This window comes from Leucobacter triazinivorans (genome assembly GCF_004208635.1).
GTDB classification, from domain to species: domain Bacteria; phylum Actinomycetota; class Actinomycetes; order Actinomycetales; family Microbacteriaceae; genus Leucobacter; species Leucobacter triazinivorans.
Map to the genome: position 1 here is coordinate 858,978 of NZ_CP035806.1, position 19,794 is coordinate 878,771.

Sequence of the window (19,794 nt, forward strand, 5' to 3'; positions counted from 1 at the left end):
CCATGCACGCCGAGATCCCCGTAGCTCACATCGTCGGGCGCACCCTCGCGGTGCGCGGCGTCGATACCGTATATGGCGTCGTCGGCAGCGGCAACTACGAGGCGACCTCGGCGCTTCGAGGCGGTGGCGCCCGATTCATCGCGGCCCGCCACGAGGGCGCCGCAGTGTCGATGGCAGATGCGCATCACCGAGCCTCGGGGCGAATCGCAGCAGTGACCGTGCACCAGGGTCCCGGTCTGACGAACGCACTGACCGCCCTCGGCGAGGCCGCCAAGTCCGGCGTTCCTCTCGTGGTTCTCGCCGGCGCGGCGGCAGCCTCGGCGCGACGCTCCAATTTCCTCGTGAACCAGGAGGCGCTCGCCGTGTCGGTCGGAGCCGGCGTCGAGACGCTGACCAGCCCGGAAACGGCCGCCGCCGACACCGCCAGGGCGCATCAGCGCGCACGCGAGGAGATGCGCCCGATCGTCCTGAACATGCCGATCGATCTGCAGGAAGTAGGCGTGGCCTTCGATCCCGCGGGCATCCCCGCACCGCGCGAACGGACGCACGCGCTGCCGGCGACGGACGCTCTCGACCGGGCGGTCGCCGAACTGCGGCACGCAACTCGCCCGGTCATCGTGGCGGGCCGAGGAGCCTGGCTCTCCGGTGCGGGGGCGACGCTGTCCCGGCTCGCCGAGAGGCTTAATGCACCGCTGATGACGAGCGCGATGGCGCTGGGCATGTTCGCCGGCGACCCCCGCGACCGCGGGATCTGCGGTGGGTTCTCGGATCCGCAGGGCGTCGAGACGTTGGAGTCCGCGGACCTGCTGCTCGCAGTGGGGGCATCGCTCACCTCCTGGACCACTCGCGGCGGATCGGTGTTCGCCGCTCACCAGCGCATCATCCGTGTGGACTCCTCCCCGACCTCGATCGATGCCGGAGTGTCGCACGAGACGCTGCTGCACGGAGACGCTGACGCGACCGCGCGCGCACTGCTGGATCGACTCGGAGGCGAAACGCCGAGATCCACCGCGCTCCGTCTTCGTGCGGAGTCCCGCGACCCCGAACCTCGGACCGGCGCGCCGACTACGCGGACGACCCGGGCTGTGAGCGGTTGGGTGGATGCCGATGCGGCTACGGTCCTGCTCGATACCATGCTGCCCGAACAGCGCACCCTCGTCGTCGACGGCGGACACTTCATCGGCTGGCCCGTGCGCGGCATCCGGGTCCCGGATCCGTCCGGATTCATCTTCTCGAGCGCCGGATTCCAGTCGATCGGACTCGGCATGGGCAGCGCGGTAGGGGCAGCGATCGCACGGCCCGACCGACTCACGGTCCTGGCGACGGGCGACGGCGGATATCAGATGGCCATCTCGGAGCTGGAGACGATGATTCGTCTCCAGCTGCCGATCCTGGTCGCGGTATACAACGACGCCGCCTATGGGGCCGAAGTGCATCACTTCGGCCCCGACGAACCGTTCGTCGATCAGGTGCGCTTTCCTGCCGTCGACATCGCAGCCGCGGCCGCAGGAGCAGGCGCGACCGGCCTCACCGTGACGACGCTCGAGGCGCTCGAGCGAGTGAAGCCGTGGATGGAGGATCCCCGCGGCCCGCTCGTGCTCGACATGCGCATCGATCCCTCCGTGTCGGGCCCCTGGGCCGAACAGGATTTCCTGCGCCACTGAGGCACCGCCTGCGAGATCAGCGGTCAGCCCCGCGCTTCCGGGGGCCAGCGCAGCAGAGCCCGATTCGCGAGCCTCTGCGCAAGCAGTGTGAGTGCGTATCCGAGTACGCCGGCGACGAGAAGCAGCCCGAACGACTGCGCGGACTGATACGAACGCTGCGCGGTCAGCAGCAAGGTGCCGACCCCGTGCGCCGAGGTGAGCATCTCGACCAGGATCGTCACGATGAGCGCGAGCGGAACAGCCACCCGATATCCGATGAGCATGCCGGGCACGGCGGCCGGGAGCAGCATCTTCGCCATCTCCTGCGTCTTCGTCAGCTGCAGCGTCCGTGCCACGCTCGAGTACTGCGCCGGCCGTGCCTGCACCGCTTGCAGGGTGTTCATGAGTACCGGCCAGCTCGCGGCGAACGCCACCGCGACCAGACTCGTCGTGAGCCCGCTTCCCCAGGCGAGCACGGCGATCGGCACGATGACCGGGGCCGGCAACGCGCGCAAGAACTCGAGCAGCGGGGTCAGCGCTCGCTCGAGCCGCGGCGATGCGCCGATGAGCACCCCGAGCACAGCCCCCACCGCCATCGCGATCAGCAGGCCGAGGGCGAATGTGAGAAGCGTGGACCCGGCCCCCAGAGCGAGCGGACCCGGGCCGAGAGCGGCCAGAGCGACGAACCAGGAGGACGGCGGCGGCAGCTGCGGACTCGGCGCGATCGCACCGACGGCCTCCCACAGCAGCAGGATCGCGATCAGCGGGGTGAAGCCGATCAGTGCCAGCCGCAGCGGGGAACGGGGATCGCGCGCGACTCCGGTCATGCCGTCCTCCTTCGAATGGGCCGCAGTCTCCCCGCGAGCGCGACCAGCAGCGCGTTCAGTGCGAGCGCGAGCAATCCGGCCACCACGATGTACAGGTAGAGCGCTCCGGGCTTGAGCGCCTGCTGGGAGAACACGATCTGGTACCCGAGCCCCTCCGGGTTGCCGACCATCTCCGAGACTACGGCGAGGATGACAGCGAGTGACAGCGCGAGCCTGGCACCGACGAGGATCACCGGTGCCGCCCAAGGCAGCGTCACCCTGAAGAGCGTGTGCGCCCGCTTCAGCCTGAGCGTGGCGCATACCTCGTGCGTCTGCCGCGGCACCTGCCGTACGCCGAGAGCGGTGTTCACGAGTATCGGCCAGAGACAGCCGTAGAAGATCACTGCGACCTCCATCGAAATGCTGAAGCCGAAGATGAGCACCAGAGGCGCGATGAGCGCCACCGGCGGAAGCGCCCGCAGCACGTCGATGGACGATGCGGACGCAATCCAGGCCGCCTTCGAGTATCCGATCCAAGCGCCGACACCCACGCCGAACACGAGCGCGAGCGTCCACCCGAGGAGTGCGGCGAGAGAAGTGTGCGCGGTCGCGACGAGCAGGTCGTGCACCACGCGGTCATCGCCCAGAGCGGCGACGACATCGATCGGTCCCGCCACCGTGCTCTGCCCGGGGGCGAGCAGCGACACGGTCAGCTGCCATGCGACCGCGAATCCGACGATGACCAGGACGCCGCTCGGGTTGATCCGGCGCCAGACACTCACGTCGATCCCTCTGACTCGCTCGGATGGCCGAGGGCACGGTGCACCTCATGGCGCAACCTGACGAATTCTTCGTCCTCTCGTGTCGCGATCTGATCACGCGGGCGAGCGAAGCGCACCTCGTACTCGGCCTCGACCTTCGCGGGCGACCCTCCGAGCACGAGCACGCGATCACCGAGGTAGATCGCTTCTTCGACGTCGTGCGTGATGAACACGGTGCTCGTTCCCTGCACGGACTGGATGCGGGCGATCTCGTCCTGGAGCTCCGCCCTCGTGATCGCGTCGAGCGCACCGAACGGCTCGTCCATGAGCAGCACGTCCGGTTCGAGCGCCATGGCCCGGGCGATCTGCACACGCTGCTGCATGCCCCCGGAGAGCTGCCAGGGAAAGCGATCGGCGGCGTGCGAGAGCTTCACCAGGTCGACCATCCGCTCGACCCGCTCGCGCCGTTGCTCCTTGGTGAGCGACTGAGACAGCAATCCGAGTTCGATGTTCTCGCGAACGGTCCGCCACGGCATCAGACTGCTGACGTAGTCCTGAAATACCATCACGACGCCCTCGGGCGCCCCCGACACCTCGGTTCCGCGGTACCGTACCAGACCGCCCGTGGGGGCGGCCAGTCCACCGAGCAGACGCAGCAACGTGGATTTGCCGGTGCCGGATCCGCCCACGATCGTCAGGATCTCCCCCGCGTCGACGCGCAAGCGCACGCCCTCGAGCACGGTCGTGCTACCGGCCTTCGCGGGGTACGAGACGCTGACGTCTTCCACGGAGAACAGGGTCGCCCCCGTGACCTCCGCAGGAGCCTCATCGTACGCGTCGAGAGTATCGGCTTCAGCGGTCAACGGATCAGCCCTGCTTCCCGGCAGGATAGATCTTCGCCGGGTCGACGTCCGAGGCCGAGCCCTGGAGTTGTCCGTTCTCCTCGAGCACCTTGGCCCAGAGCGCCACCTCGTCCGGATCGATGCTCGTCGTGTAGGTCGGCAGGGTGACCGATTTCACGACCTCCTCGGGCAGCTGAGTGCTGTCGGAGAGCACGGCGCGCGCTGCGACTTCGTCCTCGGCGATGAACTCGGCGGCCCGCTCGAGCGCGCTGGTGAACTTCGCGAGTGCGTCCGGGTTGTTCTCGACGAACTCCCCCGTGGCCATGAGACTGACGAATGCCACCGGGTCCGAGATCCTCGTGAGCGGGTTCACGAGCTCACGAGCACCGCTCGCGAGGAGTTGACCGCGGAAGGGCTCGAGGGATTCGACGGCGTCTACGCGCCCGTTCGCGAGCTGATCCGCCATGTTCGGAAACGGGATCTCGGTGATCGTCACCGAATCGGCGCTGACCCCGCCGCCGATGAGCCAATTCACGACGGACGGGTGGAGATTGCCTCCGAGGGTGGCCGCCGCGATGGTCTTGCCTTCGAGGTCCTCGACCGATTCGATCGGGCTGTCGCCCGGCACGAGAACGCCGACCGTCGGATTGTCCGCACTCTCCTCGGCGACGCCGGTCGCGATCACCAGGTCGAGGCCCTGCTGCTGCTGCAGGATCACGTCTGCGATCGTCGACGAGCCCAGGTCGTACTGCTTGCCCATCGCTCCCGCAAGCGCTCCGAGGTTCTGCACCGGCTCGAGCGTCACCTCGAGCCCCTCGTCGACGAAGTAGCCGTTCGCGTCCGCGACGAGCAGCGGAAGGTTGTTCGCGTTCGCGATGAGCGCGACGCGCACCTCGGACGTCTGCTCGCCCGCTTCCGGGCCATCTCCCCCGCCCCCGCACCCCGTCAGGGCGAGGGCAGCGGCGGTCCCGGCCGCGGCGAATACATAGCGGAATCGGTGATTCACAGTGGATCTCCTCATCGAGCGGTATATCAAACCGTGCGCTCGACCGAGCGCATCCACAGTGTTTCATGTGCGAAACTTCAGAACCAGGCCGGCGCGGGTTGAAATTCCGGCGTCGTACGCAGCATTTTCCGTCCCACCGGACCTGCGACGAACTCCCGTGCCGGGGCGAGACCGGCGATCATCGCGAACAAGCGCCCGGAATGGGCCCCGCGATCGCGACGTCGCCCGAGCATGCGGGACTCCCCCGCAGCCATGACCCGAGCGCGCGGAGCGGCGCTAGACCGCGAGGCGCTCCTGCACCACCGCGGCGAGATCGTCGGCGAGCCCCTGCGCCTGCTCGACGGCTTCGGCCTCGACCATCACGCGCACGACGGGCTCCGTTCCCGACGGTCGCAGCAGGACACGACCCTTGCCGCCCAGCGCCACCTCGGCCTGGTGCACCGCCTGCTGCAGCACCGCATCGCCGCTGACGCCGGCGCGGTCGACGCCGCGCACGTTCACCAGCACCTGCGGATAGACCGTCATGCAGCGCGCCAGCTCGGCGAGGCTCTTCCCGCTGCGCTTCACCTCGGCGGCGATGTGCAGCCCGGTGAGGATCCCGTCGCCCGTGGTCGCGTAGTCGCTCATGATCACGTGCCCCGACTGCTCGCCTCCGAGGGAGTAGCCCTGCGCGTTGATCGCCTCCAGCACGTAACGATCCCCGACGGCGGTCTCGACCACGTCGATCCCATTGTCGGCCATCGCGAGCTTCAGCCCGAGATTGGACATCACAGTCGCCACGAGCGTGTTCTGCTCGAGCTTGCCGCGGGCCGCCATCGAGAGCGCCAGTATCGCCATGATCCGATCGCCGTCGACCACGTTGCCCTCGGCGTCCACGGCGAGGCAGCGGTCCGCATCGCCGTCGTGCGCGATGCCGAGGTCGGCGCGGTGCGCCGTCACTGCGGCGATGAGCGGCTCGAGGTGGGTGGATCCCACGCCGTCGTTGATGTTGAAGCCGTCGGGATCGTTGCCGATCACCGTCACCCTGGCTCCGGCGTCCGAGAAGACGTCGGGCGAGATGCCGGCCGCTGCGCCGTGGGCGCAGTCGAGCACCACGTGCAAGCCGTCGAGCCGCGCACCGTCGAGCGTGCCGAGCAGGTGCACGAGGTAGCGATCCTCCGCATCCGCGAAGCGGCGGATCCTGCCCACCTCGCGGCCGGTGACCGCGATCGCCGGCCCCTCCATGGCCGCCTCGATCTCGTCCTCGATCTCGTCGGCGAGCTTGCGCCCGCCCTCGGCGAAGAACTTGATCCCGTTATCCGGTGCGGGGTTGTGCGACGCGGAGACCATCACGCCGAAGTCGGCCCCGGTGTCGGCGACGAGATACGCCGCAGCGGGGGTCGGGATCACCCCGGCGTCGAGTACGTCGACTCCGACCGACGCCAGACCGGCGGCCACGGCCGATGAGATGAACTCGCCGGACACGCGCGGGTCGCGCGCGACCACGGCGGTAGCGCGACGGCTCTCGCTCCGGGCTGAACGCCCGAGAACGAGAGCCGCTGCGTGCGCGAGGTGCAGGGCCAAATCGGCGGTCACATCGACCCCCGCCAGGCCCCGCACCCCATCGGTGCCGAACAGGCGTCCCATGGAACGGTTGGCTCCGATTAGCGCTTCGAGTACTGAGGCGCCTTGCGGGCCTTCTTGAGACCGGCCTTCTTGCGCTCCTTGATTCGGGCGTCGCGGCTGAGGAAGCCGGCCTTCTTCAGGGTGGGGCGGTTGTGCTCGGCGTCGATCTCGTTGAGTGCGCGAGCGATCGCGAGGCGCAGCGCACCGGCCTGGCCCGAGGGGCCGCCGCCGACGATGCGGGCGATCACGTCGTACGAGCCGTTCAGCTCGAGCACCGTGAACGGGTCGGTGATGAGCTGCTGGTGCAGCTTGTTCGGGAAGTACTCGTCGAGCTCACGACCGTTGACGGTCATCTTGCCCGAGCCGGGGACCAGGCGCACGCGGGCGATGGCCTGCTTGCGGCGGCCGACGGCGGCACCGGGAACGGTGAGCGCGGGGCGCGGGGTGGAAACGGCGGCCTGCGAGGCGGGCGTCTCGGTGGTGTAGCTCTCGGGGGCCACGGTCTGCTCTTCAGTCACTGTGCAGTCTCTCTCTGAATGTCTCGTCGTCGCCGCGATTACTGCGCGACCTGGCCGAAGGTGTAGGGGGTGGGCTGCTGAGCCGCGTGCGGGTGCTCGGCACCGCGGTAGACCTTCAGCTTGCGGAAGAGATCGGCTCCGAGCGAGTTCTTCGGCAGCATGCCGCGGATCGCCTTCTCGACGGCGCGCTCGGGGTTCTTCTCGAGCAGCTCGGTGTAGCTGACCGAGCGCAGGCCGCCCGGGTAGCCCGAGTGGCGGTAGGCCAGCTTCTTGGCCGCCTTGTTCGCCGTCAGCACGACCTTGTCGGCGTTGACGATGATGACGTAGTCGCCCATGTCCATGTGGGGGGCGAAAGTGGGCTTGTGCTTGCCGCGGAGCAGGGCCGCGGCGTGCGAGGCGAGGCGGCCGAGCACGACGTCGGTGGCGTCGATGACGAGCCAGTCGTGCTTCTGGTCGGCGGCCTTCGGCGAGTATGTGCGAGTCACTGGAGTGCTGCTTTCTGTCGAATTGGAGGTGTTCGTGAATCCCACTCCGGTGCCCGGTCCCCTGGGGGTGCTCGAACGCTTGGAGGGCTCAACAAATCGGGTGCTTGCGCACCAAAGGTCGAGTTTAGCACAGGATCACCGCGGACTCGCGCGCCGGATCCGCGCCTTCCCGCGCCCTTCCCGCGGTGTGCTCGAGCACCGGAGCACCCGAGCACCGGAGCCCGCTATGCGAGAGGATCCCGCCGCGCCCGCGTCCGCTCCGCGCGCGCCGCCAGCTGATCCTCAGGCGGGTACGCGATCTCCTCGAGCGAGAGCCCGTGCGCGGGCATCACTGTGAACCGGCTCGTGCGCTCCCGCGCGTCGCGCAGTGCGGACAGCTCGGCCTCGCCGATCCTGCCGCTGCCGACCGCCACGACGGCGCCGACGAGCGCGCGCACCATCGAGTGGCAGAACGCATCGGCCTCGATCCGTGCGGCGTAGGCGCCGTCCTCGGTCTCGCGCCACTCGAAGCAGCGGAGATCCCGCACCGCCGTCGCCCCCTCGCGCGCCTTGCAGAAGCTGGTGAAGTCGTTGAGCCCCAGCAGCTCATCGCTGGCGCGCTGCATCGCGCCGAGATCGAGCGCGCTGGGCACCTCTGCGGTGAAGCGCGCGGTGAGCGGATCCCGGCGCATCCCTCCTCCCCGCAGGCGGTACTCGTACCGCCTGCGCAGGGCGGAGAAGCGGGCGTCGAACTCGGCGGGAACCTCGCTCGCGGCGTGCACCACGATGTCCGGTGCGCTGCGCTTCAGCACGCCGTTGACCTTGCGGGCGCGGATCCGCGCCTCCGCCGTCGCGTCCGATCCGGCATTGCCCGCGCGCCGAGAACTCCACTTCGCCAGCTGTCCCGCGGTCACGTCGAGATGGGCCACCTGGCCCCGCGCGTGCACCCCCGCATCGGTGCGCCCCCCGACGGTGAGGCGCACCGGCTCGGTCGCGCGCAGCAGTACGGCGAGGGCGGCCTCCAGCTCCCCCTGCACCGTCCGCAGGCCGGGCTGCGTCGCCCACCCGGAGAAGTCGGTGCCGTCGTAGGCGAGATCCAGGCGCATCCGAACACGGGGCGCCGCCTCGGCCGGATCCGGATCAGCGTTCACCCTTCGATCCTGCCAGATCGATCCTCCGAGCGGCTGCGAGCGGTCCACGACGCGGCTCGCGGAACGGGCATTCGGTTTCAGGCCCCTCTCCAACCCGGCAGCCCGGCAGCCTTCTCGCCGCGCGCGGCGTACACTGGATTGCGGCGCCCGGCATCGCTGTCCCCCGACTCCGCGCCGACGAAAGACTTACATGGCCTCCTCCTCGACCGATCAGACCCCCGCGCGCTCGCGGCGGTTCGGCGGCCTCGACGGACTTCGCGCCATCGCGGTGGGCCTGGTCGTCTGGTACCACCTGTTCCCTGCGGCACTGCCCGGCGGATTCCTCGGCGTCGACGTCTTCTTCGTGATCAGCGGGTTCCTCATCACCTCGCTGCTGCTGCGCGAGATCCAGCAGCACGGTCGCATCCGGCTGGGTGCGTTCTGGCGGCGGCGCGCCCGCCGACTGCTCCCCGCGCTCGCGCTGGTGCTGCTCGTGAGCACCGGAGCCGCGCTGCTTGTCGGCGGTGATCTGCTCGTCGGCATCGCCGGGCAGCTCGGCGGCGCGGCCTTCTTCGTGAGCAACTGGGTCTACATCGCGACCGGAGCCGACTACTTCGCGCGCGACACCCCTGAGCTGTTCCGCAACACCTGGTCGCTGTCGATCGAAGAGCAGTTCTACATCGTCCTCCCGCTGCTCCTGCTCGTCCTCGTGCGGGCGCGCGGCCGCGGTGCACGCGCGCTCTCGCTCGTGATCCTGGGCCTGCTCTCCGCAGCGCTCATGTGGGGCTTGTCGCTCGCCGGCGTCGATCCCACGCGAATCTACTTCGGATCGGACAGCCACACCTTCGGCCTCTTCCTCGGTGCCGCAATGGCCGTGCTGCTGCACCGCGGGGCGCAGTCGCCGGCCCCGGACCAGATGAGCCGCTCCCGTCAACTGATCACCGGCGGCACGGCTCTCGTCGGCATGGGCGTGCTCGGGTGGCTCGCGTGGACGCTGCCGGAGGCCGGCCCGGCGAGCTTCGAAGGGGGCTTCCAACTCGCGACTGCGGCCGCGCTCGCCATCGTCTGGGGTGTCACCCGGCCGGGGGCCTGGGCCGGCCGGGCACTCGATGCGGCGCCGCTGCGGTGGATCGGTGAGCGCTCGTACGGGATCTACCTCTGGCACTGGCCCCTGCTCATCATCTTCGGCGCCGCGTTCGGATCGGGCGCCGGGTGGATCGTGCCCGCCCTCACGCTGCTCGTCACGCTGCTCTTCGCGTCGGCGTCGTACCGCTTCGTGGAGCAGCCGGTGCGACGCTTCGGTCTGCGCCGCTCCCTGCGACTGCTGGTGCGCACCGGGGATCATTCGCGCCGTCAGCGCCTCGTCGCGATCGGTCTCGGCGCCCTGCTCGCCGCGACTGTCCCGGCGACCGCGTACGCCGTGGTCACGGCGCCGCAGCAGAGCTCCGCGGCAGCGGCCGTGGCTCGCGGGCAGGCGGCGCTCGAGCGGAGCGGGACCGACGCGGCGGAGACACCCGGACCGACCGACGCCGAACGCGACGCAGGCTCCGCACCGGAGAAGCCCGCCACTGCGACGGCACCCGGGAGCGACGAACCCGAAGCCCACCGCGGCCCCGCCTCCCCGCCGGCGGCGGGCGAGGACGCCGCCGCTGCAATCCCGATCTCACCGGATGGACGCGACATCAGCGCCGTCGGCGACTCGGTCATGCTCGCGAGCCTCCCCGAACTGGAGCAGGCCCTCCCCGGCATCGCCGTCGATGCCGCGGTCTCGCGCGGCATGGGGGCCGGTGTGGGGATCGTGTCCGAGTTGTCGTCTCAGGGGACGCTGAGATCGGTGCTCGTGGTCGGGCTCGGGACGAACGGGCCGGTACAGCCGGAGGACCTCGAGGCCATTCGGCAGACGGCGGGAGTTCGACCGGTGGTGCTCGTCAACGCGCACGCGGATCGGGACTGGATCCCCGGCGTCAACCAGACGCTCGCCGACTTCGCCGCAGCGCATCGCGGCATCGTGCTCGCGGACTGGGACGGGGCGGTCAGCGGCGTGCCGGACGCGCTCGCGGGCGACGACATCCACCCGAATCCGAGCGGAGGCGAGATCTACGCCGCATCGGTGCAGCGGGCACTCGACGAGCTGCAGCAGCCCGGCGAGGCTCTCGGCTTCGCCCTGCCCCGTCGCTGAGTCCTCCGCCCGGTCCCGTGTCTCGTTCACAAGGCCGCGCGCTCGGACCCGGACCGGACGGTCCGCGCCGGCCCGTCAGCGCAGTCCCGCGCGCTCGGAGCCGCTGACCCAGGCCCGCCCTACTTCTCCACAGACGCCGCACACGTATCTCCGAGCATTCGCGCGCCAGAAGTTGTCACCAAAACAGCCGGGAGGCCGCACCTAGTGACGCGCGAAAGAGGGGCTGACCCGCGAACCGTGGGCTGACCCGCGAACCGTGGGCTGACCCGCGAACCGTGGGCTGACCCGCGACGAGGGACTGACCCGCGAGCCAGACACCACGGGACCGCGCCCGGCGGGATCGCGCGCCGCAGGGCCGCGCGCGGCGGGGCAGGCAGACCGGGCCAGACATCCACCGGGCGCCGATGCGGATCGCCCGCGCGGCCCCGCGCACCACCCCACCCCACGACGACGGTGACGAGTGCGAATACGGCGCCGTTGCCGAGGCCGAAGCGAGGGAGGAAGCCGAAGACCCGCAGACACGCAGACACGCAGACCCGCAGACCCGCAGATACGCAGACGCGCAGACGCGAAGCGCCCCGTGATCCAGCTCGGATCACGGGGCGCTTCGCATATGCGCGGGTGCGGGCCCTACTCGGCCTTCTCCTCGGCGGGGGCCTCAGCGGCCTCGGCGGCCTCCTCGGCGGGAGCCTCCGCGGCCTCCACAGCCGCCTCGGTCTCCTCAGCCTGGGGCTCGTCGGCGGGCGCCTCGGCAGCAGCAGCCTTCTGAGCCTTCGGCTTCGGGTTGACCGGCTCCAGAACCAACTCGATCACGGCCAGCGGGGCGTTGTCACCCTTGCGGAAGCCGGTCTTGATGATGCGGGTGTAGCCGCCCTCGCGGTTCTCGACCAGCGGCGCGATCTCGGTGAAGAGCTCGTGCACGACCGACTTGTCGAGGATCTGACGCATCACGCGGCGACGGGCGTGCAGGTCGCCGCGCTTCGCGAAGGTCACGAGACGCTCGGCCACGGGCTGCAGGCGCTTGGCCTTGGTCTCCGTGGTCTGGATGCGCTTGTGCTCGAACAGCTGCGACGCCATCTGGTTCAGCATCAGGCGCTGGTGTGCGGGGCCGCCGCCGAGGCGGGCGCCCTTCGTGGGCTTGGGCATTGTTTACTCCAGTAAGTGTGCGATCGGGCGGGACGATGCCGGATCGTTAGTTGTTGTCGTCTTCGTAGCTGTAGAACTGCGCGCCGTCGAAGCCGGGCACGGCGTCCTTCAGCGACAGGCCCATCTCGGTGAGCTTGTCGCGCACCTCGAAAACGGACTTCTGACCGAAGTTGCGGATGTTCATGAGCTGCGCCTCGGAGAGCGCCACCAGCTCGCTCACCGTGTTGATGCCCTCGCGCTTCAGGCAGTTGTAGCTGCGCACCGAGAGATCGAGATCCTCGATCGGGATCGAGAGCTCACCCTCGGTCACGACCTCGACGGGCGCGGGCCCGATCTCGACGCCCTCGGCAGCCGTGTTGAGCTCGCGGGCGAGGCCGAACAGCTCCACCAGAGTCGAGCCGGCCGACGCGATCGCGTCGCGCGGGCTGATCGCGGGCTTGGTCTCGACGTCGACCACCAGACGGTCGAAGTCGGTGCGCTCACCCGCACGCGTGGCCTCCACGCGGTAGGTGACCTTGAGCACCGGTGAGTAGATCGAGTCGACCGGAATGCGGCCGACCTCGGCGTCCTCGTTGCGGTTCTGCACGGCCGAGACGTACCCGCGACCGCGCTCGATCGTCAGCTCGAGCTCGAACTGCGCCGAATCGCCGAGGGTGGCGATCACGAGCTCGGGGTTGTGCACCTCGACCCCCGCGGGAGCGGAGATGTCGGCAGCGGTCACCTCGCCCGCACCGGTCTTGCGCAGGTACGCGGTGATCGGCTCGTCATGCTCGCTCGAGACGACGAGATCCTTGATGTTGAGGATGATCTCGGTGACGTCCTCGGTCACGCCGGGAATGGTCGTGAACTCGTGGGCGACGCCCTCGAAGCGCACGCTCGTCACCGCGGCGCCCGGGATCGACGAGAGCAGGGTGCGACGCAGCGAGTTGCCGAGCGTGTAGCCGAAGCCGGGCTCGAGCGGCTCGATGGCGAAGCGCGAACGGTACTCGGAGATCGATTCTTCAGTCAGAGTGGGTCGCTGTGCAATGAGCACTGTGTGTGGTCCTTTCGCTGGAGTCCGCTATATGACTCATGCGTTGTGTGGAAAGGGGCCCAGGGATGGCGAGAAGCGTCCTGAGCGATCGGCCCCGGCCGCGCAAGGTGAGGAGCTCAGCCCTGGCGCGGCCGGAGGCCGCCGGCGTTCGCCGCGCACACGCGGCGAAGCCATCAGCTCAGACGCGGCGACGCTTCGGCGGGCGGCAGCCGTTGTGCGTCTGCGGGGTGACGTCGGTGATCGACCCGACCTCGAGGCCGGCGGCCTGCAGCGAGCGGATCGCCGTCTCGCGACCCGAACCCGGGCCCTTCACGAAGACGTCGACCTTCTTCATGCCGTGCTCCTGCGCCTTGCGCGCTGCGGACTCGGCCGCGAGCTGCGCGGCGAAGGGGGTGGACTTGCGCGAGCCCTTGAAGCCGACCCCGCCGGAGGAGGCCCAGCTGATCACGGCGCCGGTGGTGTCGGTGATCGAAACGATCGTGTTGTTGAACGTCGACTTGATGTGGGCCTGGCCCACGACCACGTTCTTCTTGTCCTTGCGACGCGGCTTGCGAGCCGCCGTCTTTGGTGCAGCCATTGAGTGTTCTCCTGAAAGCTCTGTGTGATGGTCGAGAGGACCGGCAGTTACTTCTTCTTGCCGGCGACGGTGCGCTTCGGACCCTTGCGGGTGCGGGCGTTCGTCTTGGTGCGCTGACCATGCACGGGCAGGCCCTTGCGGTGGCGGAGACCCTGGTAGCTGCCGATCTCGACCTTGCGGCGGATGTCGGCTGCGACCTCGCGGCGGAGGTCGCCCTCAACCTTGAAGTTGCCTTCGATGTAGTCGCGGAGCGCGACGAGCTGGTCGTCGGTGAGATCCTTGACGCGGATGTTGCCGTCGATCCCGGTGTCGGCGAGGGTCTTCAGCGCGCTGGTGCGGCCGACCCCGTAGATGTACGTGAGTGCGATCTCGACGCGCTTGTCGCGCGGGATGTCGACTCCTGCAAGACGTGCCATTCTGGCTCTCCTTGGCGGTAGTGGAGGTGTGGTGCGCATCGGGGGTTCGGGCCTCCGACCCGAGGTGTCCCCCGGAGTGAGCCTGTGGGCTCACCGCAGATTTCGGTTGAACGCGATGCGTTCGCCCTTGAGAATTCTGCTCGGGTTCTTCGATGCGCTGGATGGGTGTTCAGTTGTGTCGTGCTCTGCAGCGAAGCTCGACCGTTCGTGCCGGGCACTGACCGGTCGGTCCCGCTTCGTCGCGCATCGGACGGACTCGCCGTCGCGGTGCGCTCCGGATCAGCCCTGACGCTGCTTGTGGCGCGGGTTGCTCTTGCAGATCACCATGACGCGGCCGTGGCGACGGATGACCTTGCAGTGATCGCAGATCGGCTTGACGCTGGGCTTGACCTTCATGATGTTTCCTTCGTTGTTCGCTGTCCTCGTACTCACGGGATGCCGCGAGCCGTTACTTTCCAGCGACCTACTTGTAGCGGTAGACGATGCGGCCGCGGGTCAGATCGTAGGGCGTCAGCTCGACGATCACGCGGTCCTCGGGAAGGATGCGGATGTAGTGCTGACGCATCTTGCCCGAGATATGAGCGAGTACCTTGTGTCCATTGGTCAGCTCGACGCGGAACATCGCGTTCGGCAGAGCCTCGACAACCTGTCCCTCGATCTCGATGACGCCGTCTTTCTTCGCCATAGCCTCACTATCGCTTGCGTAGGTGTGTGCTGGTCTTGCGAATGCCCGGCGTCCGATTTCGCGAACGCGAAAACAGGCGCAAAGCACCAAAGATCAAGAGTACACTCGAATCCCAGATCGCGCAACACTCCCGGATGCGCGCACTGAATGGGCTACGGGATCGGGACCGGGGTCACGCCGAGCGGCGCGAGGCCCGCGGCCCCACCGTCCTCGGCGGTCAGCACCCAGATCCCGTCGCGGTGCACCGCGACGGAGTGCTCCCACTGCGCGCTCATCGACCCGTCGGCCATGGTGACCGTCCAGTCGTCGTCCTCGACGTAGCTGTCGATGCCGCCGGCCGAGATGATCGGCTCGATAGCCACCACCAGTCCGGGCTTCACCTCGGGACCGCGGCGCCGAACCGGCACGTTGAAGACCGGCGGATCCTCGTGCATGCTGCGCCCGATCCCGTGGCCGATGTAGTCCTCGAGAACGCCGAAGTCGCTGTTGGCGCGCACATAGCCGGAGACCGCCTCACCCACCTCGCCCAGGTGGGAGGCCGACGCCAGCCGCGCGATCCCTCGCCACATCGCCTGCTCGGTGACGTCGCTGAGCTTCTGCATCGCGGCCGTGTGCTCGGGACGCGCGGGATCGGGCAGAACAGCGGAGAACGCCGCGTCGCCGTGCCAGCCGCCGATGACCGCTCCCGCGTCGAGCGCCACGATATCGCCCGGCTCGAGCGGGCGCGCCGTCGGGATCGCGTGCACCACGTGCTGGTTGACATTGGCGCAAATGGTGTGCCGGTAGCCCGGCTCGAGCATGAAGTTGGGCTCGCCGCCGCGAGAACGGATCGCGTCCTCGGCGATGGAGTCGAGCTCGAGGGTGCTGATGCCCGGGCGCACCGCCGCGCGCATCGCCTGCAGCGCGGCACAGGTCGCCAGACCCGGTTCGACCATCAGCCTGAGCTGCGCCGCAGACTTGTAGATCGATCGACGCAGCACGCCCCTCCGAGCCACGCGCTAGCGCCCCGCCGTCGCGGCGAGCCGCGCGTCCAGACCGGCCGAGATCCGTTCCGCGACCTCCTCGACAGTGCCGAGACCGTCGACGGAGACGAGGATGCCGCGCTTCGAGAACAGCTCGATGAGCGGAGCCGTCTGCTCCGAGTAGACCTCCTGCCGGTGCCGGATCACCGCCTCGGTGTCATCAGCGCGACCCTCGAGCTCGGCCCGCTTGAGCAGCCGGGCGACGACCTCGTCGGTATCGGCCTCGAGCAGCACGACGGCGTCGAGGGAGGCGCCGTCGAGCATGCCGTCCAGAGCGTGCACCTGATCCACGGTGCGGGGGTAGCCGTCGAGCAGGAAGCCGTGCGCCGCGTCGTCCTGCGCGAGGCGATCCTGGACGATCTCGTTGGTGAGCGAGTCCGGTACGAGCTCGCCGGCCTCGATGATCTGCTGCACCCGCGTGCCGAGCTCGGTGCCGCCCGTGATGTTGGCGCGGAAGATGTCACCCGTCGAGATCGCCGGCACACCGTAGCGCTCGGCGATCCGCGATGCCTGGGTGCCCTTGCCCGCGCCGGGCGGGCCGATGATGAGCAGCCGAGCGGACGTCCGCTCCGATGATGATTCGGTCACTTGAGAAGCCCTTCGTAGTGGCGCTGCTGCAGCTGGGCGTCGATCTGCTTCACGGTCTCGAGGCCGACGCCCACGATGATGAGGATCGAGGCTCCGCCGAACGGGAAGTTCTGATTGGCGCCGAAGAACGACAGCGCGATGAGCGGGATGAGCGCGATGACACCCAGATAGAGGGAGCCGGCGCTGGTGATGCGGGTGAGCACGTAGTTGAGGTACTCGGCGGTGGGTCGGCCCGCGCGGATGCCCGGGATGAACCCGCCGTACTGCTTCATGTTGTCGGCGACCTCTTCTGGGTTGAACGTGATCTGCACGTAGAAGAAGGTGAAGCCGATGGTGAGCAGGAAGAAGACCAGCATGTACACGGGCTGATCGCCGTAGACGAGGTTGTTCTGCACCCAGACCACCCACTCCTTCGGCTCCTCGCCGATCTGGGGCTGGTTGAACTGGGTGATGAGCATCGGGAGGTAGAGGATCGCCGAAGCGAAAATCACCGGAATGACACCCGCCATGTTCACCTTGATGGGGATGTAGGTGCTGCTGCCACCGTAGGTGCGGCGGCCGACCACGCGCTTCGCGTACTGCACGGGGATGCGGCGCTGCGACTGCTCGACGAACACCACGGCCGCCACGACCACGAGCCCGACGGCGATGACGAGGAAGAAGGTCTCCCAGCCCTGCGCCTCCTGGATGACCCAGAGACCGCTGGGGAAGGTCGCCGCGATCGAGGTGAAGATCAGCAGCGACATGCCGTTGCCGATGCCGCGCTCGGTGATGAGCTCGCCGAACCACATGATGAGGCCGGTGCCGGCGGTCATCGTGATGATCATGATGAGGATCGCCCACCACTCCTGGGAGACCAGGTTCTGGCACGCCTGATTCGCGGCGGCGCCGAACAGCTGTCCCGAGCGGGCAACGGTGATCAGCGTGGTCGACTGCAGCACGGCGAGTGCGATGGTGAGGTAGCGCGTGTACTGCGTCAGCTTCGCCTGGCCCGCCTGGCCCTCCTTGTGCAGGGCCTCGAAGTGCGGGATCACCACGCGCAGCAACTGGGTGATGATCGACGCCGTGATGTAGGGCATGATGCCCAGCGCGAAGATCGACAGCTGCAGCAGGGCGCCGCCGCTGAACAGATTGATCATGTCGTAGAGCCCGGAAGTGCCCGCGGACTGGTTCGCCACCAGACAGGCCTGCACGTTGTCGAACTGGACGAACGGTGCCGGAATGAAGGATCCGAGCCGGAACAGCGAGACGATCGCGAGCGTGAAGACGATCTTCCGCCGCAGATCGGGGGTCCGGAAGATCCGTCCGATGGCACTGAACAAAATCTGCCTCCTGGGAAACGTCGTGAGGGGCCTTCGCCTGACGACGAGAAACCGATTGCACCAGCCTACACGGACGAAGCTGGCTGGGAGTGGACGCGAAGCGTTCACCGCGCTTCGTCCTCGCGCCACTGCGCGAGCAGAACGAAGCCGGCTGGGAGTGGACGCGAAGCGTTCACCGCGCTTCGTCCTCGCGCCACTGCGCGAGCTCAGCTCGAAGTAGACCTGGTGTGAAGAAAAAAGCGGGGGCGGGCGGAGCGGCACGTATGCCGGCTCCTCCCCACCCCCGCTGCTCGAGTCATCCTCGAGATATTCGGACCTTGACGGTCCTTACTTGATCTCTCCGCCGGCGGCGACGATCTTCTGCTCGGCAGAGCCGGAGACCTTGTCGACCTGCACGACGAGCTTGACCTGCAGATCGCCGTCGCCCAGCACCTTGACGGGCTGGTTCTTGCGCACGGCGCCCTTGGCCACCAGATCTTCGACGGTCACGTCGCCGCCCTGCGGGTACAGCTCCGCGAGCTTCGCGACATTCACGACCTGGTACTCGGTGCGGAACGGATTCTTGAATCCGCGCAGCTTCGGGGTGCGCATGTGCAGCGGCATTTGCCCACCTTCGAAGCCGGCCTTGACCTGGTACCGGGCCTTGGTGCCCTTGGTACCACGGCCGGCGGTCTTGCCCTTCGAGGCCTCGCCGCGACCCACGCGGGTCTTGGCCTTCTTGGCGCCCGGAGCCGGACGCAGGTGGTGCGCCTTGAGCACCGGCTCGCGCTCCTCGTTCTTCTCGCTCATGCGTCGATCTCCTCAACCTCTACAAGGTGGGCGACAGCGCGCACATACCCGCGGTTGGCCTGGGTGTCCTCACGGACGACCGTCTGACCGATCTTCTTGAGACCGAGGCTGCGCAGGGTATCGCGCTGATTCTGCTTCTCACTGATAACGGACTTCGTCTGCGTAATCTTCAGAGCTCTGGTCATTACGCACCTGCCTTTGCCTTCGCGGCAGCGTCGGCCGCGGCCTTCGCCTCGGCGCGCACGATGCGGGCCGGAGCGACGCGGTCGAAGTCGAGCCCGCGGCGAGCAGCGACGGAGCGGGGCTCCTCGAGCTGCTGCAGCGCCTCAACGGTCGCGTGCACGATGTTCAGGGTGTTCGACGAGCCGAGCGACTTGCTCAGCACATCGTGGATACCGGCGCACTCGAGCACAGCGCGCACCGGGCCACCGGCGATCACGCCGGTACCGGCGGCAGCCGGACGCAGGAGAACGACGCCGGCCGCGGCCTCGCCCTGCACCGGATGCGGGATCGTGCTGCCGACGCGGGGCACGCGGAAGAAGTTCTTCTTGGCCTCCTCGACACCCTTGGAGATGGCGAGGGGCACCTCCTTCGCCTTGCCGTAGCCGACGCCGACCGTACCGTTGCCGTCGCCGACGACCACGAGCGCGGTGAAGCTGAAGCGACGACCGCCCTTGACGACCTTCGAGACGCGGTTGATGGTGACGACGCGCTCGAGGAACTGGCTCTCGCTGCGGTCGCGGCCGCCGCGCTCGCCACGGGTGCCGCGGTCGCGGCTGCCGCGACGCTGCTCGCGCGGCTCGTTGCGGTGATCCTGAGCCGGTGCCGAAGCCTCCCGGGTCTCAGTCGCCTCTGCAGACACTTGCTGCTCCTTCGTTTCGTTGCTCACAGGGTCAGCCCCCCTTCGCGAGCGCCGTCGGCGATCGCCGCGACACGGCCCGCGTACTTGCTGCCGCCGCGGTCGAAGACCACGGCCTCGACACCGGCGCTCTTCGCGCGCTCGGCGACGAGCTCGCCGACCTTGCGGGCCTTCGCCGTCTTGTCGCCCTCGAAGGCGCGCAGGTCGGCCTCCATCGTGGACGCCGAGGCGACGGTGATGCCCTTGGAGTCATCGACGACCTGGACGAATACGTGACGAGCCGAGCGGTTCACCACGAGACGGGGGCGAGCCTCCGTACCGACAATCTTCTTACGCAGGCGGACGTGGCGGCGCACACGCGCAGCCGAACGGCCCTGAGCCCGAGACACTGAAGCGGCCATGG

23 protein-coding genes are annotated in these 19,794 nt (G+C 68.6%); 2 read left to right on the forward strand and 21 right to left on the reverse strand.

From position 1 onward, the window contains the following. Positions 1-2: 2 nt before the first annotated feature. Positions 3-1,664, forward strand: coding sequence for a thiamine pyrophosphate-binding protein (locus EVS81_RS03935; RefSeq protein ID WP_165384178.1), 1,662 nt, complete (start codon positions 3-5; stop codon positions 1,662-1,664). A gap of 23 nt (positions 1,665-1,687) precedes the next feature. On the opposite strand, the gene EVS81_RS03940 is transcribed toward EVS81_RS03935, so the two are convergent. The 8 genes from EVS81_RS03940 to truA form a co-directional block, all read right to left on the reverse strand. Next, positions 1,688-2,470 (reverse strand): ABC transporter permease, encoded by a 783-nt coding sequence (locus EVS81_RS03940; RefSeq protein ID WP_130109233.1) that lies wholly within the window; start codon positions 2,468-2,470, stop codon positions 1,688-1,690. Further along, entirely contained in the window at positions 2,467-3,231 is a 765-nt protein-coding gene (locus tag EVS81_RS03945; protein ID WP_165384179.1) for an ABC transporter permease, read from the reverse strand. Before EVS81_RS03945 ends, EVS81_RS03940 begins: the two co-directional genes overlap by 4 nt. Beyond that, the gene (locus EVS81_RS03950) at positions 3,228-4,073 is read right to left on the reverse strand and encodes an ABC transporter ATP-binding protein (protein WP_165384180.1); all 846 of its coding nucleotides are present in this window, start codon (positions 4,071-4,073) and stop codon (positions 3,228-3,230) included. The genes EVS81_RS03945 and EVS81_RS03950 overlap by 4 nt, the downstream gene beginning before the upstream one ends. Positions 4,074-4,077: 4 nt before the next feature. Further along, positions 4,078-5,058 (reverse strand): ABC transporter substrate-binding protein, encoded by a 981-nt coding sequence (locus tag EVS81_RS03955; protein ID WP_165384181.1) that lies wholly within the window; start codon positions 5,056-5,058, stop codon positions 4,078-4,080. Between the two features lie 276 nt (positions 5,059-5,334). Beyond that, complete coding sequence (gene glmM / locus EVS81_RS03960; protein WP_130109236.1) at positions 5,335-6,684, reverse strand: phosphoglucosamine mutase; 1,350 nt, start codon at positions 6,682-6,684, stop codon at positions 5,335-5,337. A 17-nt stretch (positions 6,685-6,701) separates the two neighbouring features. Next, positions 6,702-7,181: a 30S ribosomal protein S9 gene (gene rpsI, locus EVS81_RS03965; RefSeq protein WP_130109237.1), complete on the reverse strand. Its 480-nt coding sequence runs from the start codon at positions 7,179-7,181 to the stop codon at positions 6,702-6,704. A gap of 38 nt (positions 7,182-7,219) precedes the next feature. Beyond that, complete coding sequence (gene rplM, locus EVS81_RS03970; RefSeq protein ID WP_130109238.1) at positions 7,220-7,666, reverse strand: 50S ribosomal protein L13; 447 nt, start codon at positions 7,664-7,666, stop codon at positions 7,220-7,222. A 224-nt stretch (positions 7,667-7,890) separates the two neighbouring features. Next, positions 7,891-8,796, reverse strand: a complete 906-nt coding sequence (gene truA, locus EVS81_RS03975; RefSeq protein ID WP_240739955.1) for a tRNA pseudouridine(38-40) synthase TruA — start codon at positions 8,794-8,796, stop codon at positions 7,891-7,893. A gap of 190 nt (positions 8,797-8,986) precedes the next feature. Between truA and EVS81_RS03980 the strand changes: the two genes are divergently transcribed. After that, the gene (locus tag EVS81_RS03980) at positions 8,987-10,954 is read left to right on the forward strand and encodes an acyltransferase family protein (RefSeq protein WP_130109239.1); all 1,968 of its coding nucleotides are present in this window, start codon (positions 8,987-8,989) and stop codon (positions 10,952-10,954) included. A 630-nt stretch (positions 10,955-11,584) separates the two neighbouring features. Here EVS81_RS03980 and rplQ read toward each other — a convergent pair. From rplQ to rplR, 13 genes are all read right to left on the reverse strand, one after another. Further along, positions 11,585-12,100, reverse strand: coding sequence for a 50S ribosomal protein L17 (gene rplQ, locus EVS81_RS03985; protein ID WP_130109240.1), 516 nt, complete (start codon positions 12,098-12,100; stop codon positions 11,585-11,587). Between the two features lie 46 nt (positions 12,101-12,146). Further along, positions 12,147-13,133 (reverse strand): DNA-directed RNA polymerase subunit alpha, encoded by a 987-nt coding sequence (locus tag EVS81_RS03990; RefSeq protein WP_130109241.1) that lies wholly within the window; start codon positions 13,131-13,133, stop codon positions 12,147-12,149. A gap of 178 nt (positions 13,134-13,311) precedes the next feature. Further along, positions 13,312-13,710, reverse strand: coding sequence for a 30S ribosomal protein S11 (gene rpsK, locus EVS81_RS03995; RefSeq protein WP_017885301.1), 399 nt, complete (start codon positions 13,708-13,710; stop codon positions 13,312-13,314). A gap of 47 nt (positions 13,711-13,757) precedes the next feature. Then, on the reverse strand, positions 13,758-14,126 hold the full coding sequence (gene rpsM, locus EVS81_RS04000; protein ID WP_017885302.1) for a 30S ribosomal protein S13: 369 nt from the start codon (positions 14,124-14,126) through the stop codon (positions 13,758-13,760). 279 nt (positions 14,127-14,405) lie between these two features. Next, a complete protein-coding gene (gene rpmJ, locus EVS81_RS04005) occupies positions 14,406-14,522 on the reverse strand; it encodes a 50S ribosomal protein L36 (RefSeq protein WP_017885303.1) in 117 nt (38 codons plus the stop codon). A 67-nt stretch (positions 14,523-14,589) separates the two neighbouring features. Beyond that, the gene (infA, locus tag EVS81_RS04010) at positions 14,590-14,811 is read right to left on the reverse strand and encodes a translation initiation factor IF-1 (RefSeq protein WP_017885304.1); all 222 of its coding nucleotides are present in this window, start codon (positions 14,809-14,811) and stop codon (positions 14,590-14,592) included. A gap of 152 nt (positions 14,812-14,963) precedes the next feature. Next, positions 14,964-15,746, reverse strand: coding sequence for a type I methionyl aminopeptidase (gene map, locus EVS81_RS04015; protein WP_240740046.1), 783 nt, complete (start codon positions 15,744-15,746; stop codon positions 14,964-14,966). Between the two features lie 63 nt (positions 15,747-15,809). Further along, positions 15,810-16,421 carry an adenylate kinase gene (locus EVS81_RS04020; protein ID WP_130109243.1) on the reverse strand — a complete coding sequence of 204 codons (612 nt, stop codon included), beginning with the start codon at positions 16,419-16,421 and terminating at the stop codon, positions 15,810-15,812. Next, on the reverse strand, positions 16,418-17,743 hold the full coding sequence (gene secY, locus EVS81_RS04025; RefSeq protein WP_130109244.1) for a preprotein translocase subunit SecY: 1,326 nt from the start codon (positions 17,741-17,743) through the stop codon (positions 16,418-16,420). The genes EVS81_RS04020 and secY overlap by 4 nt, the downstream gene beginning before the upstream one ends. Before the next feature lie 327 nt (positions 17,744-18,070). Next, positions 18,071-18,532 (reverse strand): 50S ribosomal protein L15, encoded by a 462-nt coding sequence (gene rplO, locus EVS81_RS04030; RefSeq protein ID WP_130109245.1) that lies wholly within the window; start codon positions 18,530-18,532, stop codon positions 18,071-18,073. Next, positions 18,529-18,717, reverse strand: coding sequence for a 50S ribosomal protein L30 (gene rpmD / locus EVS81_RS04035; RefSeq protein ID WP_130109246.1), 189 nt, complete (start codon positions 18,715-18,717; stop codon positions 18,529-18,531). Before rpmD ends, rplO begins: the two co-directional genes overlap by 4 nt. Continuing rightward, positions 18,717-19,421 carry a 30S ribosomal protein S5 gene (gene rpsE / locus EVS81_RS04040; protein ID WP_130109247.1) on the reverse strand — a complete coding sequence of 235 codons (705 nt, stop codon included), beginning with the start codon at positions 19,419-19,421 and terminating at the stop codon, positions 18,717-18,719. The genes rpmD and rpsE overlap by 1 nt, the downstream gene beginning before the upstream one ends. Then, the gene (gene rplR / locus EVS81_RS04045; protein ID WP_130109248.1) at positions 19,418-19,792 is read right to left on the reverse strand and encodes a 50S ribosomal protein L18; all 375 of its coding nucleotides are present in this window, start codon (positions 19,790-19,792) and stop codon (positions 19,418-19,420) included. The genes rpsE and rplR overlap by 4 nt, the downstream gene beginning before the upstream one ends. Positions 19,793-19,794: the final 2 nt, after the last annotated feature.